This is a genomic window from Centipeda infelix ATCC 43532 (assembly GCF_000234095.1).
In the GTDB taxonomy this organism is placed as follows: Bacteria; Bacillota; Negativicutes; order Selenomonadales; family Selenomonadaceae; genus Centipeda; species Centipeda infelix.
In genome coordinates, this window is sequence record NZ_JH376800.1 from 472,101 (window position 1) to 486,786 (window position 14,686).

Consider the following 14,686-nt stretch of genomic DNA (forward strand, 5'->3'; position numbering starts at 1 on the left):
AGTATTGCACGATGATGGATCGCGTGGAATCTTTTCTGGGAGATCATATCGAAGGTTTTTTCAACCGTAAGTTCAGCAGTCATCTCGAGCCGGTTGAGCTCATCAAGGGGCTTGAGAAGGAGGCAAAGAGGCAGGGCGCGGGCAAGGGCCTCGCGAACTCCTATGTCATCTCGCTCGGGACGGAGGATTACCAACGGCTCTGCTCGCATCGTGTGGCGGATGAGCTGGGGGTGGCACTCAAGAAATACATCATCCGTTCGGATCTCACGATGGACGGTAAACTCAGCATCTGCTTCGCACTGGATGAACGTCTGCGCGCGGGCTCTTATCATATGGAGGCACGGATGCAGCACGCGTGCGTTCCCGTGCCGGAGACACCGGTCTCCCATGATACGATGGCGCAGACGATCGTGCTTGAACGTCCGTCGCTGATGGATGCGCGCTGTCTGAACCTCCCTCCTGTGCATGAAATCGCGACGCTCACAGTGCTCAGCGGTGCTGATGAGGGGATTGCCATGTGCCTCGGTGAGCGCAAGATCTATATGGGACGTATGGCGCAGAACGAGTTTATCCTGACGGATACGAATGTCTCGCGCGTTCATGCGTGGATTGCGTACGAGCAGCACCGCCATGTACTCTACGATGCCGAGAGCCGTAACGGCAGCTTTGTGAACGGCGTGCGTATCACGGCGCAGCGGCTGCGTGACGGCGACGAGATTCGTCTCGGTACGACTGCTCTGCGCTACGGGGTGCTCTGATGCCTGCACTTGCATTGAAAGTCCTGCGCGTGCTGCTCGAATACGGTGCGCTTCTCTGGCTCGCCTACGTTGTCGTGCGGCTCGGGCGTATGATGTTCGGCACGCTGCATGCGGATCTCAGGGCGGCGGCACGTCCGCCGCAGCCGTCTGCCGGAGCGGCGTCTCTCGTCGCCGTTGCAGGCGAGGGGCTGGTCGGCCGGCGTTTTCCTGTGGGGCATGGGCTTTCCATCGGACGCAGTGCAGACAACGATATTGTACTTGCGGATAATTTTGTATCTCATCATCATCTATCCATCTATCAGAGAGAAGATGCGTATATTGCGGAGGATCTGGACAGCCGCAACCACACCTATCTGAACGATGGGATTCTGACGGGGCGGGCGTATCTGCGCGCGGGCGATGTCCTGCGGATCGGCGCCGTTGCCCTGCGTTTTGAGAGGTAAGCACATGATAGAGGTTTCGAGTGCGTCGGATATCGGACGCGTGCGGACATCGAACGAGGACAGCTACGGCGTATTTTCTCCTGCCGTCTACGTTGTCGCCGACGGACTTGGCGGTCATGCGGCGGGGGAGGTGGCGAGCCGCATGGTGGTCGCCGCTGTGCACGATATGGCAAACGAAGGGGCACCGATGGATACGGCGGCACTGAAATCCGCTGTCCTGCGTGCGAATGCACAGGTGCTCTCTGCTGCTGCGGGCAATTCTTTGTACGAGGGGATGGGCTCGACGGCGACTGTCCTCCACATCGATGAGAGCGCGGGCACGGCGTACTATGCACACGTTGGGGACAGCCGTCTCTATCTTCTGCGGCGCGGTGCCTTTCGGCAGGTCTCACGCGACCACTCCTATGTGGAGGAACTTGTCGCACGAGGGGAACTGAGCGAGGAGGAGGCGCAGCACCATCCGCGCAAAAATCTCCTCCTGCGCGCTGTCGGTATTGAGGAGCATCTCCATGTGGACGGGGACTCCTTCCCGCTTGAGACGGGCGATCGTCTTCTCCTCGCGACGGACGGGCTGACGAATATGGTGGATGACGATGCGCTTGCCTCCCTGCTCGGGGGTGAATTCTCCGATGTCGCAAAGCGCATGGCGGAGCGGGCGCTTGCAGGGGGCGGCAGTGACAATATCACGGCGATTGCAATCGCATACGAAATGCCATGACCGGCGGATTGAAATTTGCGCCCGTGGGGATTCTCGTCTGTGCGCTTGGTATTCTGTTTCTAAAACAGGGGGCGGGGCAGCCTGGTTGGTCGTTTGACTGGCATACGCAGCTCGCGTATCTGCCGTGGCTCGTACTCCTCCTCTGTGCGGGTGCAGCAAGCTATGTGCTCGCTGCACGCTGCAAGCTGGACTGTGTTCCGCTCGCGCTTGCCTATGTGCTGCTCGCCGTCGGGCTTGCTGAAATTGCGCGGCTGAAACCGGATCTTTTTGTGCCGCAGCTGCGGTGGGCATGTGTCGGCATTGCTGCTTGGGCACTCGTCCTGCTCCTCTGGACGCGCCTTCGGCGGATGCTCGACTATCCCTATGTACTTGGGCTTACGACAACAGTGATCCTAGTGCTTCCGCTGATTTTCGGCGTGAGCATCGGCGGCAATAAGAACTGGATCGCGTTCGGTTCCTTTTCGATGCAGCCATCGGAGTTTGGCAAGATTCTGCTCATTTTCTTCCTTGCGGCGTATCTTGCCGACCATCTCGCTGTGTTGACTCTCCCCGCACGCCGTTTCCTCTTTCTTCATCTGCCGCCCGTGCGCTTCATCGCACCGCTCGTCGCACTCTGGGGGCTCGCCGTGCTCATGTTCGTCATCGCGCGTGACCTTGGCTCTGCACTGCTTTTTTTCGGGATGGCGGTGCTCATGACCTATATGGGGACAGGGCGTAAATCTTACGTCTTCCTTGCAGGGCTGTTCATCGTCATTGCAGCGGCACTCAGCTATGCGCTCTTCGGTCACGTTCGCGTGCGCTTTGACATCTGGCTGCATCCGTGGGCAGATCCGAACGGCATGTCCTATCAGGTCGTGCAGTCGCTCTTTGCGATTGGTTCGGGCGGCATCTGGGGCACGGGCTTTGCCGAGGGGCATCCGCTGCTCATTCCCGAGGTGCATACGGACTTCATCTTTGCGGCGATTGCCGAGGAGTTCGGACTGATCGGAGGCGTGCTTGTACTCATGGTTTACGCGCTGATCTTCTGGCGGGGGAGCCGTATTGCGATGGGGTTGCCACGCGTGCAGGAGTCGCTGCTCGCCGCGGGCTGCGCCGCGAGCCTTCTCCTGCAGGCGTTCATCATCACGGCAGGCGTGACGAAACTCTTGCCGCTCACGGGGATTACACTGCCGTTTGTCAGCTACGGCGGCAGCTCGATGGCGGCGAGTTTTATCCTGGTCGGCATCTTGACGGCACTCTCGGGGGAGGTTAAGGCAGCGGATGACTGATCGGAAAATCCGAAAACATATTGCTGTTGCGGCATCCTTCCTGCTCGTACTCATTGGTGTTCAGATCCTCTACCTTGCGAAGCTGAGTGTTTGGGACGGCGATGAGCTTGCCGCGCACCCGCTCAATACGCGGTCGACACTCATGGAAAAGGACATCGTGCGCGGGCGCATCCTCGATCATGGGGGACGCGTACTCGCCGAGAGTGCGGCAGATGGCGTGCGCTCCTATCCCTATGGCAGGATTCTCGCGCCAGTGACGGGCTATCAGACGGAGCGTTATGGTGCGACGGGCGTGGAGCAGATCGCGGGTTCGGCGCTCAGCGGTGTCACAACGGATGCTGCGCACATGGGGCCTCTGCGCACCCTTCTGCGTGCGGATGCGGGCTATGATGTCCGCTTGACCGTCGACGCAGAGCTGTCGGAGACGGCATGGCATGCGCTCGGGGCACGGCGTGGTGCAGTGGTCGTCATGAATGCGGAGACGGGAGCGATACTCACGATGGTGAGCGCGCCCTCGTTCGATCCTGCCACGGCGGGGCAAAACTGGGACGAACTCACAGCGCGTGCAGACAGTCCGCTGCTGAACCGTGCGACGCACGGGCTCTATCCGCCGGGCTCGACGTTTAAGACATTGATCGCGGATGCCGCGCTCGAGGCGGGCGTGACCAATCCCGATGAGGTGTTCAACTGTACGGGGGAACTTGCCATTGGTACGGACTACGTCCTGCATGAAAGTCATGGAGAGGTGCATGGCAAACTTCACCTTGCAGATGCACTGCGTGAGTCCTGCAACGTCACCTTTGCGACCCTTGCTCTGCGCCTCGGTGCACGAGGCCTGTCATCCGCATGCGAGCGTTTCGGCATCGGGGCGGAACTCACCGCCCCCGAGATTCCGATGGCGGTGGCGCATGTGCCGGAGCTGAAGAACCTCAGTGACGGAGAACTTGCACAGATCGGCATCGGTCAGGGGGCACTCCTCGTGACACCCTTGCAGATGGCACTCGTTGCGGACGCCTTCGCGAACGGTGGGCGTGTGATGCAGCCGTACGTCGTAGATGCCGTGCTGACGAAGGACGGGATGCCTCTTTACGAGGCAAGTCCCACCACATGGCGAACAGCGACAACGGTGGAACGTGCGGCAGTCATCGATGGCTATATGGCGGATGTCGTTGCAGCGGGGACGGGTACAGCGGCAGAGGTCGCGGGTGTGCGCGTCACGGGCAAGACAGGGACCGCAGAGAATACGAGCGGCACGGATCATGCGTGGTTCATCGGCTCGGCGGAGCGCGGCGGACAAAAAATTGTCATGGCGGTCATCGTGGAAGAGGGCGGCTTTGGCGGACGCGCTGCGGCAGGGATTGCACGCGCGGTGATACAGACATATTTTGAAGGACTGCGATGAAATGCAGGATAGTCTTTCTGAGATAGAGACCTCGGCAGTGCATGGCAGAGGCGTTAGGAGGAACGAACATGGTTGAGCGTGTCTTGGATGGACGCTACGCGCTGGAAATGCTTGTGGGCAGCGGCGGCATGGCCGATGTCTATCGGGCAAAGGATCAGCTCTTGGAGCGCACCGTCGCCGTCAAGATTCTCCATCAGCAGTATGAGAACGACACGGAGTTTATCGCGCGGTTTCAGCGCGAGGCGAAGGCGGCCGCGCGCATCACGCATCCAAACATTGTCAACGTGTTTGATGTCGGTATTGCCGAGGGGCGGCACTACATCGTCATGGAGTACGTTCCGGGACGCACGCTGAAGGAGCGGATCAAGGAGGAGGGGCCGGTGCCCGCCGCGCAGGCACTGGAGATCGCGCGTCAGATCGCGGGGGCACTCGCACAGGCACACGCAAACAACCTCGTGCACTGTGACATCAAGCCGCACAACATCCTCGTCATGCCCGACGGCAACGTGAAGGTCGCGGACTTCGGCATTGCACGCGCCGTCACAGAGTCCACGATGACCTACAACGACAATATCATGGGCTCGGTGCATTACTTCTCCCCCGAGCAGGCACGCGGGACGATCATCACGCCAAAGTCGGATGTCTATTCCCTCGGCGTCGTCCTCTACGAGATGCTGACGGGATGTATTCCGTTCGACGGCAATACCGCGGTGAGCATCGCGCGAAAGCATCTGGAGGAGGAGGCTCCGTCCGTGCGCTCCATTGTTCCCAACATCCCGCCCGTCGTGGAAGCTCTCGTGACGCGTATGATGGCAAAAGAGCCCGCGCTGCGTCCCGACAGCCGTCTGCTCGTGCAGGATATCACACGCACGGAGCAGATGATGCGCGGCGATACGGCTGCGATGCCCGCATTCGATCCCGATGCGACACGCGTGCTCTCGCCCGTGGAGGCACAGGAGATCAGTGCAATCGCCGAGACGGAGGAGGAAGAAGCGCCGGCCGTGGAGGAGAAGTCCTTCTTCCGCACGAAGAAATTTAAGTTTGGCCTTGTGCTCATCCTCATGCTCGGCTTCTTTACGGGATTTTTTCTGAGCTTTGGCAAGTTTTGGAGCTCGGTGGAGATCACCGTACCCGATGTGACGGGCAAGCAGCTCACACTCGCGCGTCAGATCCTCGAGGATCAGCATCTGCGCGTCACCGTTGCGGAGACCTATGACGCATCCGTTCCTGTGGGCGTTGTCGTCTCGCAGACACCGGAGGCGGGGACAACGGTCAAGGAGGAGCGCACGATCACCATCTACGTCAGCAAGGGCGGCGAGGAGTTGGAGATGCCGAATCTGCGTGGCCTGAAACAGGCGGATGCAGTTGCGAAACTGCAGCAGATGGGACTGCGGCTCGGCTCTGCTTACGAGACGTTCTCTGATGAGGACAGCGGTACCGTCATCTCACAGGATCCGCGCAGCGGCACGCGCATTACTAAGGGGCAGTCGGTGGACATCACCGTCAGCAAGGGGCAGAAGGTCAAAAAGGTCACGGTTCCCAATGTGAAGGGCGTTCCTTCCGACCGTGCGCACACGATGCTCGAGGGCAGCGGCTTGAAGGTGGGCGGCAGTACTGAGGAGGCAAGTACACAGGCGGCGGGAACGGTTGTCAGCCAGTCTCCTGCAGCGGGCACCGAGGTCGATAGCGGCACTGCTGTGCAGCTTGTCCTATCGAGCGGCAGCAAGTCCTCTGGTGCAAAGGATGACGCGAAGGGCGGCGGTACGAAGAAGAACGATAAAGATCCCGCCGGCCGACGGATCCAGACGGAAAAGACGGAATAGGGAGTGCATGGTGGCAGAGCGCGGACGTATCCTGAAGGTCTACAACAATGTGCTCCATGTCGCGGCAGAGGATGCGGTCATCCTCTGCAAACTGCGCGGCAGGGTCAAGAAGGGGCGCAGCGATATGGGGCTTGTCCCCGGCGATCTCGTTGCCTTGGAACGCATATCGCCCGAGGAGGGCGTGATCGAGCGCATCGAGGAGCGTACGAACCTGCTGCAGCGTCCGCGCGTGGCGAATCTGACGCAGATCGTCATCACCGTCGCGGCGGCATCGCCCGACCCGCATCCGCTCGTCGTGAGCCGCTTCCTCGTGCTCGCAGAGCTCTCGGGGGTGAAAAAAATCATCCTCTGTGTGAACAAGATGGATCTTTGCACGGGCGATCCTGCGACGTTTCTTGCGGAATACGAGGCGGCGGGCTATCCCGTCCTACGCGTCTCGGCGGAGCAGGGGACAGGGCTTGCGGAACTGCGCGAACGCCTTGCGGGTGAGATCACCGTTCTCACGGGACCGTCGGGCGCTGGGAAGTCCTCTCTGCTGAACGCGCTTGATCCGTCGCTTGCCCTCGTGACGGGGGCGGTCAGCGAGAAGATCGGGCGTGGGCGGCACACGACGCGGCGTGCGGAACTGCTGCCCTTTATGGGGGGCTATGTGGTCGACACGCCGGGCTTTACGCAGCAGGAACTCACGGAGCTTGGGCCCGAGGATTTGACGCATTGCTTTCCGGATTTTGCCCATTATACAGGCTGCCGCTTTTCCCCGTGCAGCCACAGTCACGAGCCGGACTGCGCCGTCAAGGCGGCGGTGGAGGCAGAGGCACTCTCACGCGAGCGGTACGATGCCTACATCGCACTGCTCAATGAACTCAGAACAAAGAAGAAATAGGAGAACCCAATGGCACACGAACATGAACACGAGTACGAAGAGGAAATGATGGAAGAAGAGCACGTTCACATCGAGCGTCCGACCATCATTGCGCCGTCCATTCTTTCGGCGGACTTTGCAAACCTCGGCGCGGATGTGCGCCGCGTGGAGGAGGCAGGTGCGGAGTACATCCACATCGACGTGATGGATGGGACGTTTGTGCCGAACATCACCCTGGGACCCTGCGTTGTGGAGAGCCTGCGCAAGGTGTCAAAGGCGGTCTTTGACGTGCACCTCATGGTTGAGCATCCCGAGACACATATCGAGCCATTTGCAAAGGCGGGAGCGGACATCATTACCTTTCATGTTGAGGCGACGCGCCATGCCCACCGTGTCATTCAGCAGATCAAGGCGGCGGGCTGCAAGGCGGGCATTGCACTCAATCCCGGCACGTCGATCTATACCCTTGAGGAGCTGATCGACGATGTGGATATGGTGCTTCTCATGACAGTCAACCCCGGCTTTGGCGGGCAGAAGTTCATTGAGAACACGCTCGGAAAGATTCACGCGCTCTATCATACGGTTATGGACAACGAACTGGATGTTGACATCGAGGTCGACGGCGGCATCAATGCGGAGACGGCAGAGTCCGTGCGCTCGGCGGGGGCAAATGTGCTCGTTGCGGGCTCGTATATCTACGGCGCGCAGGACGTTGCCGCAGCCATTGCCTCGCTGCGCGGATGAGAGGTCACAATATGGGGGAAAAGGCGGTAATCCTGCTCTCGGGCGGGCTTGACAGCTGTACCTGTATGGCGGTCGCACAGGCGGCGGGCTATGAGCTCTATCCGATCAGCTTCAACTATCATCAACGCTACGACCGCGAGGTAGACTGTGCGAAGCGCATTGCCGCACATTTTCACGCGGCGGAGCATCTCATCATCGAGACGAATATGGATGCGGTCGGCGGCTCTGCGGTCACGGACAAGAGCATTGACGTACCCGATGGGGACGCAGACCGCACGGATATTCCCGTGACCTATGTGCCCGCGCGCAACCTCATCTTCCTCAGCTATGCCCTTGGGTTTGCGGAGCGCGTAGGGGCGGCACATCTCTACATCGGGGTGAACTCCGTCGACTACTCGGGCTATCCTGACTGTCGTCCGGAATTCATTGCGGCGTTCCAGACGGCGGCGGATGCCGCAACGGCAGCCGCGACCGAGCGTGGACGGCGCATCGTCGTTGAAACCCCGCTCCAACATCTCTCGAAGGGCGAGATCATCCGTCTCGGCACGCAGCTCGGCGCGCCCTATGAGCTGACGACGAGCTGCTATCGGGGCGGGGCGGAGGCATGCGGCGTCTGCGACAGCTGTCTCCTGCGTCTGCGCGGCTTTGCCGAGGCGGGGCGGCGTGATCCGATCCCGTATGCAGCAGGAGCACGATGATGCTGGACGTACAGAACCGTGAGGACGAGCGCGGCATTGCAATTCAGCGCGTCGGTGTCAAGGAAGTACGTCTGCCCTTCCTCATCAAGAAACAGGCGGGCGGCTATCAGCAGGTGCTCGCACGCATTGCATTCACCGTGTCCCTGCCGATGGAGTTCAAGGGGACGCACATGAGCCGTTTCCTCGAAATCCTCCTGCCGTGGAGCGAGAAGCCGCTCGCCGAGGAGGAGATGGACGCGATGCTCACGGAGGCACTGGATCGTCTCCACGCCGAGGCGGCAGAAGTTTCGCTCACGTTTACCTATTTTCTCGAAAAAAAAGCACCTGTCAGCGGACGTGCGTCTCTGCTCGACGTGGATGCCTCCTTTACGGGGCGCAAGCGGCGCGGAGAACCGATGCAGTTTGAGCTTGGACTCTCCATGCCGTTCACCTCGCTCTGCCCCTGCAGCAAGGAGATCTCTGCGTACGGAGCGCACAATCAGCGTTCCACAGCACGCGTGCGGCTCCGCTATCACGAGGGCGTGCCGTGCATCTACATCGAGGAACTGGCAGAACTGCTCGAGCGGCAGGGCTCTGCGCCCATCTATCCGCTGCTCAAGCGTGCGGATGAGAAGCATGTCACCGAGGCTGCGTACGAGAATCCGAAATTCGTCGAGGACATTTTGCGCGACACGATCCTCGCCCTGCGTGCGCTGCCGGGGCTTGCATATTTCTCACTGGAATGCGAAAATGAGGAGTCCATCCACAGCCACAATGCCTTTGCGGCACATGAAGAGTATTTGTCTGAGTAGAAGAAGGGGGGAGAGCGTAGAGCATGAGTAAATTTGCGCGACGCTTTCTCCTTCTCTTTGTGCTTGTCGTGGGTATCTCCTTTGCCGTCATCTACACGACGGTGGATATCAATACACTTCATAACCTGACTCGTTTTCATTCGTGGTCACTTCTCCTTGCACTCCTTGCCGTCGGGCTTGGGATGTTCTTTGACGGCAGCCGCCTCATGCACCTCGTCAAAATCTCCAATGAAAAAATCACCTTGTACCAAGCGGTACAGGTGATCTTCGGCAATTATTTCCTCGCACTCCTTACACCGGGGGCAACGGGCGGCGCAGTCGCACAGGTCATGTTCCTGCGCCATGCGGGTGTACCTACAGGCAAGGCTGCGGTGCTCGTCATCGTGCGGACACTGCTCTCAATCTTCTTTCTTGCACTCTGTATGCCGTTTATCTTTCTGCACGATGAGGGCATCGTCCCCGGTGTGTCGAACGATATTTTGATGGCGGTGACACTCGCGGCATTTCTTGGCATCGTATTCATCGTTGTGGGGGCGCGGCGCGGCTTTCTCGACTACATTGTCGTCTGGATTGCACGCCGTCTGCGGGACAAGAAGCGGCATCAGCTCTTTGGTCTCTACCGCGACACGAAGAGCGCGATCTCGCTCTTGCTCGGTGCGCCGCGTCAGATGCTCGTCGTCTTTGCCGAGTCGGGGCTGAACCTCCTCTGTATCTACGCCGTCGTTCCGTGCCTCCTGCTCGGGCTCGGCGTGACCGATGCGGACTGGTACACCGTCATGGGGCGTATGATTTTCCTCAATATGCTCCTTTACTTCAGTCCGACACCGGGCGGCTCCGGCATTGCTGAGGGCGGATTCGTCTTGCTCTTTGCGGCAACCGTTCCCGCAGGTACGGTCGGCATCGTCGCCGTCTGCTGGCGGCTCATCGCCGAATACCTCCCGTTCCTCATCGGTTTCTACTATACCGTCACCGTCTTCGGACGCGAGTTCCTGCGGCGGTATTGATAAATAAAGTTGCTCCTGCACCGTTTTGAACGGTGTTTTTTATTGATAAAGATTTTCATTCGGCGTATAATCCTGCCCACATCTAATGATGGATGTGTAAGTTTTTTGCTATGGAAAGCGAGGAAACAAATGGGAAAACGATTTAAGAATGTCCTCGGGGGGGGACACTCGCGCTCGCCAGTGCGGTCATTCTACCGTCGGGAGTGTTTGCTGCTGATACGACGCAGGAGGATGCGATTCAGACCTACGAACTGGGCGAGGTCGAGATTGTCGGACACCATGCGGAGGAACCGGCAACGCAGCAGGAAGAACCGGCGGTCGCATACGCAGGTGGGCAGGTCGCGCGCAAGTCGCAGCTCGGGGTACTCGGCGAGCGCGATTTTATGGAGACTCCGTTCAATGTGCTGAGCTTCACGGAGGAGCACATTCAGAATCGACAGGCGCAGACCATACAGGATCTTGTCGCAGATGATCCTGCGGTACAGGAGGCATCTGGTTCGTCTGCGACAAATCTCTGGACGGTACGCGGTATGGAGCTGCAGGGTGGCGATATTGCTTTTAACGGGCTATATAATATCGCACCTAGTAATACGAACAGTCTCAATGCGGTGGAGCGTGTGGATGTGCTCAAGGGACCGGGCGCACTCCTTTACGGCATGGCACCGAACGGTGGTGTTGGCGGTTCGATCAATCTTGTACCGAAGCGCGCGAAGGATGAGCCAACGCGTCGTTTTGCGCTCTCCTATGGGAACGGCAGCCAGTTCGGGCAGAGTGTGGATGTCGGCGAGCGCTTTGGTAAGAATAAAGAATATGGCGTTCGTATTAATATTGTGCATCGCAACGGAGCGACCGCGTTTGATCGTGAGAAACAGGAGACAACGGGGGCAGCGATCGCTCTTGATATGCGCAGAAACAAATTGCGTGCCTCACTTGATGCGGGCTATCTGCATCGGGAATTTAAGAATGCGACGACTTCGCTGCGCATGTCAAACGCGATGATTGCGGCGTTCGGATCAATTCCGAAGGCCCCATCCTCCAAGCTCAACCTAGGGGAAAACGGAACATTCCTCGACGCAAAGGAGCGGTATGGCCTCCTTCGCGTAGATTATGATTTCAACGAGAACTGGTCGGCGTACGCGGCGGCAGGTCTGCGCCACAGCGAGCAGGACTACGCCTACAATGTATTTCGTCTGACGGCGTTGGACGGAACGGCGCGTGTCATCAACTATGCATATCCCAAAGAGAGCAGGGCGAACACGCAGGAAATCGGAACAAAGGGCAAATTTCAGACAGGTGACCTCGCCCATGAGATGACTGTAGCTCTTAACCGTACACATTGGACGGCATACACGAATACAAAGACGCTCAACGCCTATAATACGAACTTCTATAACATTGTATGGCAGGGGGTACAGGGCTATACGGGATTGTCCTTGCCAAAGACAGGAGAATCTACGCTCTCGGGGCTTGCTATTACTGATGTAATCACTGTACCGAATGAGAAGTGGCAATTCATTCTTGGAGCGCGTTATCAGAAGATCAAGACGGAAAGTTTCAGTCGTACAACGGGACTGCGAACGGCTTCGTATAATGAAGCTGCTTGGAGTCCTGCCTATGCCATTCTTTTCAAGGCGACGCCGACGGCATCTCTCTATGCGACCTATATGCAGGGATTGCAGGAGGGAGGGACTGCAGACCGCTGGTCACTTAATGCCGGCGAGGTCTTCGCACCGATCAAGACAAAGTCCACGGAGATGGGCGTTAAGTTCGATCTGGGCAAATTTGCGACTGCGCTCAGTGTCTATGAGATGCAGAAACCGACGACAATCGATGACTATGTTGCGCCAGGCAGGTATTATCAGCGTCAAGTGGACTACAAGAGTCGGGGACTTGAGATTTCCTTCTTCGGTGAGCCACACACTGGAACGCGTCTGCTCGGTGGCTTGACATGGATCGACGCACGCTATGCACCGGAGAACTACAAGGGCAATACCATTGAGGGGGTTGCGAACAAGAAATTTGTTCTGAGTGTGGAGCAGGATATTCATAGTGTTCCTGGTCTTTCGCTATCGACACGCTTCCTCTACACGGGCGCGGCATATTATGATCCGAACAACTCCCTGCGCATGGCACCATGGTTCCGTATGGATCTTGGGGCGCGCTATGCGTTCCACATGGGTGATACGCCCGTTACCGTTCGTCTCGATGTGAACAATCTGCTTGACCGCCGCTATTGGCAGGCGAGCAGCTACCGCGCGAACCTTGGTGCGCCAAGGAACTTTGTTCTCTCCGTGACGGCGGAGTTCTAAGAATTTGATCAATGAGCATATGGCTCAAAAGAACCACGCAGCTGCGTGGTTCTTTTCGTGCCTGTTATCATAGGGGAGTGATGGAGTGACACGCTATAACCGTGCCTTTTTCCGCGACGTGTGGAGTCTCATGCGCGGGTTCTGGCGGCCGCGCACGCGCTGGACAATGTTTCTGCTTGCCGCTGCAATTCTCGGCTTGCAGGCATACTATGTGTCTGTCATGGTGGACTACAACGCATGGCAGAAAATGTTCTACGATACCATTCAGGAGATGGATTCGGACAGCTTTTTTTCTATCTGAAATACTGGCCGATGTATATGGTGGCATTCATTGCGATGGAGGTCGGGCGAAACTACCTCATGCAGTATCTCGAAATCAAGTGGCGCACATGGCTCGTCGATGATTTTGTGCGCCGCTGGCTCTCGGGGCGCACTTACTATCTCATGCAGATTGATGAGGAACTGAGTGTCGAGGGGAAAAGCGCCGTCGACAACCCAGACCAGCGCATTACGGACGATGTGAGGCTCTTCGTCTCGTATTTTCTGAATCTGACACTTGGCATCTTCAATGCCGCTCTGCGCATTTCGTCCTTTGGTGCGGTGCTCTGGGGGCTGTCTGGGGTGCTTGACATTCCTCTTTTCGGTGAGACGTTTGCTCTGCCCGGCTATATGGTGTGGCTCGCCATCGCCTATGCTCTCCTCGGCACAGGGGCGACGCTCTGGGCGGGGCGCCCGATCGTGCGTCTCAGCAACCGCCAGCAGGAGTATGAGGCAGACCTGCGCTTCGGTCTTGCGCGTCTGCGCGAGCATTTCGAGAGCATTGCGTTCTATGGCGGGGAACAGCGTGAGACGGTGGGGGCTCTTGACCGATTCAATGATGTGCGGCGAAATTTCTTCAGCCTCATGCTGCATCGCGTCCAACTTACATGGGTGACCGAGCTGCATTGGCGCATCGGTTTCCTCTTTCCCTATATGGTCGCTGTACCGCGTATCTTCGCGGGGGAGATGCAGTTCGGCGGGCTCATGCAGACCGCAGTCGCCTTCCAACAGGTTGTGAACTCGCTTTCCTTTCTCGTCATACGATATTATTCGCCGACGGAGGCATCCATCGCGCAGTTCCAGACGGTCGTACATCGTCTCACGGACTTTCGCAATCACATGGAGCAAGTCGAGCGTACGATGTCTGCATCGGATGTGCAGCATACGAAGAATGGAAATGTGCTTGCGGTGGATGGGCTCACGGTGTGTCAGCCCGATGGTCGTGTCCTGACACACCAGCTCTCGTTTACACTGGCACGCGGGGAACATCTCTTTATCGAGGGTGCGTCCGGGATCGGCAAGAGTACGCTTCTGCGTGCAATTGCAGGCATCTGGCCGTACGGTTCGGGGACAATCACGATGCCGAAGAACGCGAATATGCTCTTCCTCCCGCAGAAATCCTATCTGCCAATGGGGACACTACGTGCGGCACTCCTATATCCTGCGGCTGTGAGTGCGGCAGATACGCCTGTGATTGAAAATGCTTTGCGCAGGGCGAACCTTGCGGCATTCATCTCACGCCTCGATCAGGAGGAAAACTGGGCGCAGGTGCTCTCACTCGGGGAACAGCAGCGTCTTGCTTTTGCAAAGGCGTTGCTCCTGAGACCGCAATGGATCTTCCTCGACGAGGCAACTTCCGCGCTCGACGAGGAGAATGAGGATCGTATGTATCAACTGCTTCAGACGGAATGCTCTGACGCAGCAGTCGTCAGTATTGCGCATCGACGGCGTGTAGGTGCCTATCACGAACGCAAACTTTTGCTTTCGGCGGGTGGAGGTTGGCATCTGGAATAGCAAAGAGCCACCAGTCAAACTGGTGGCTCTTTG

General features: G+C 58.3%; 14 protein-coding genes. All 14 read left to right on the forward strand.

Features of this window, described 5'->3' with window-relative positions; genetic code table 11:
- The first annotated feature begins 11 nt into the window (after positions 1-11).
- Positions 12-758, forward strand: a complete 747-nt coding sequence (locus HMPREF9334_RS10955; RefSeq protein ID WP_006693534.1) for an FHA domain-containing protein — start codon at positions 12-14, stop codon at positions 756-758.
- Positions 758-1,201: an FHA domain-containing protein gene (locus tag HMPREF9334_RS10960; protein WP_006693535.1), complete on the forward strand. Its 444-nt coding sequence runs from the start codon at positions 758-760 to the stop codon at positions 1,199-1,201. Before HMPREF9334_RS10955 ends, HMPREF9334_RS10960 begins: the two co-directional genes overlap by 1 nt.
- Before the next feature lie 4 nt (positions 1,202-1,205).
- The gene (locus HMPREF9334_RS10965; protein ID WP_006693536.1) at positions 1,206-1,919 is read left to right on the forward strand and encodes a Stp1/IreP family PP2C-type Ser/Thr phosphatase; all 714 of its coding nucleotides are present in this window, start codon (positions 1,206-1,208) and stop codon (positions 1,917-1,919) included.
- Positions 1,916-3,187 (forward strand): FtsW/RodA/SpoVE family cell cycle protein, encoded by a 1,272-nt coding sequence (locus tag HMPREF9334_RS10970; protein ID WP_006693537.1) that lies wholly within the window; start codon positions 1,916-1,918, stop codon positions 3,185-3,187. The genes HMPREF9334_RS10965 and HMPREF9334_RS10970 overlap by 4 nt, the downstream gene beginning before the upstream one ends.
- On the forward strand, positions 3,180-4,589 hold the full coding sequence (locus tag HMPREF9334_RS10975; RefSeq protein ID WP_006693538.1) for a peptidoglycan D,D-transpeptidase FtsI family protein: 1,410 nt from the start codon (positions 3,180-3,182) through the stop codon (positions 4,587-4,589). The genes HMPREF9334_RS10970 and HMPREF9334_RS10975 overlap by 8 nt, the downstream gene beginning before the upstream one ends.
- Before the next feature lie 68 nt (positions 4,590-4,657).
- A complete protein-coding gene (gene pknB / locus HMPREF9334_RS10980) occupies positions 4,658-6,412 on the forward strand; it encodes a Stk1 family PASTA domain-containing Ser/Thr kinase (RefSeq protein ID WP_039957543.1) in 1,755 nt (584 codons plus the stop codon).
- A 10-nt stretch (positions 6,413-6,422) separates the two neighbouring features.
- Entirely contained in the window at positions 6,423-7,295 is an 873-nt protein-coding gene (gene rsgA / locus HMPREF9334_RS10985) for a ribosome small subunit-dependent GTPase A (RefSeq protein WP_006693540.1), read from the forward strand.
- A gap of 9 nt (positions 7,296-7,304) precedes the next feature.
- On the forward strand, positions 7,305-8,018 hold the full coding sequence (gene rpe, locus HMPREF9334_RS10990; RefSeq protein ID WP_006693541.1) for a ribulose-phosphate 3-epimerase: 714 nt from the start codon (positions 7,305-7,307) through the stop codon (positions 8,016-8,018).
- An 11-nt stretch (positions 8,019-8,029) separates the two neighbouring features.
- Positions 8,030-8,716, forward strand: coding sequence for a 7-cyano-7-deazaguanine synthase QueC (queC, locus tag HMPREF9334_RS10995; protein ID WP_006693542.1), 687 nt, complete (start codon positions 8,030-8,032; stop codon positions 8,714-8,716).
- On the forward strand, positions 8,716-9,507 hold the full coding sequence (folE2, locus tag HMPREF9334_RS11000; protein WP_006693543.1) for a GTP cyclohydrolase FolE2: 792 nt from the start codon (positions 8,716-8,718) through the stop codon (positions 9,505-9,507). The genes queC and folE2 overlap by 1 nt, the downstream gene beginning before the upstream one ends.
- Positions 9,508-9,530: 23 nt before the next feature.
- Complete coding sequence (locus tag HMPREF9334_RS11005) at positions 9,531-10,511, forward strand: lysylphosphatidylglycerol synthase transmembrane domain-containing protein (RefSeq protein ID WP_006693544.1); 981 nt, start codon at positions 9,531-9,533, stop codon at positions 10,509-10,511.
- Between the two features lie 203 nt (positions 10,512-10,714).
- Positions 10,715-12,820 (forward strand): TonB-dependent receptor, encoded by a 2,106-nt coding sequence (locus HMPREF9334_RS11010; RefSeq protein WP_006693545.1) that lies wholly within the window; start codon positions 10,715-10,717, stop codon positions 12,818-12,820.
- Positions 12,821-12,905: 85 nt separating this feature from the next.
- Positions 12,906-13,121: a hypothetical protein gene (locus HMPREF9334_RS12735; protein ID WP_245535268.1), complete on the forward strand. Its 216-nt coding sequence runs from the start codon at positions 12,906-12,908 to the stop codon at positions 13,119-13,121.
- 17 nt (positions 13,122-13,138) lie between these two features.
- A complete protein-coding gene (locus tag HMPREF9334_RS11015) occupies positions 13,139-14,653 on the forward strand; it encodes an ABC transporter ATP-binding protein/permease (protein WP_342626175.1) in 1,515 nt (504 codons plus the stop codon).
- Positions 14,654-14,686: the final 33 nt, after the last annotated feature.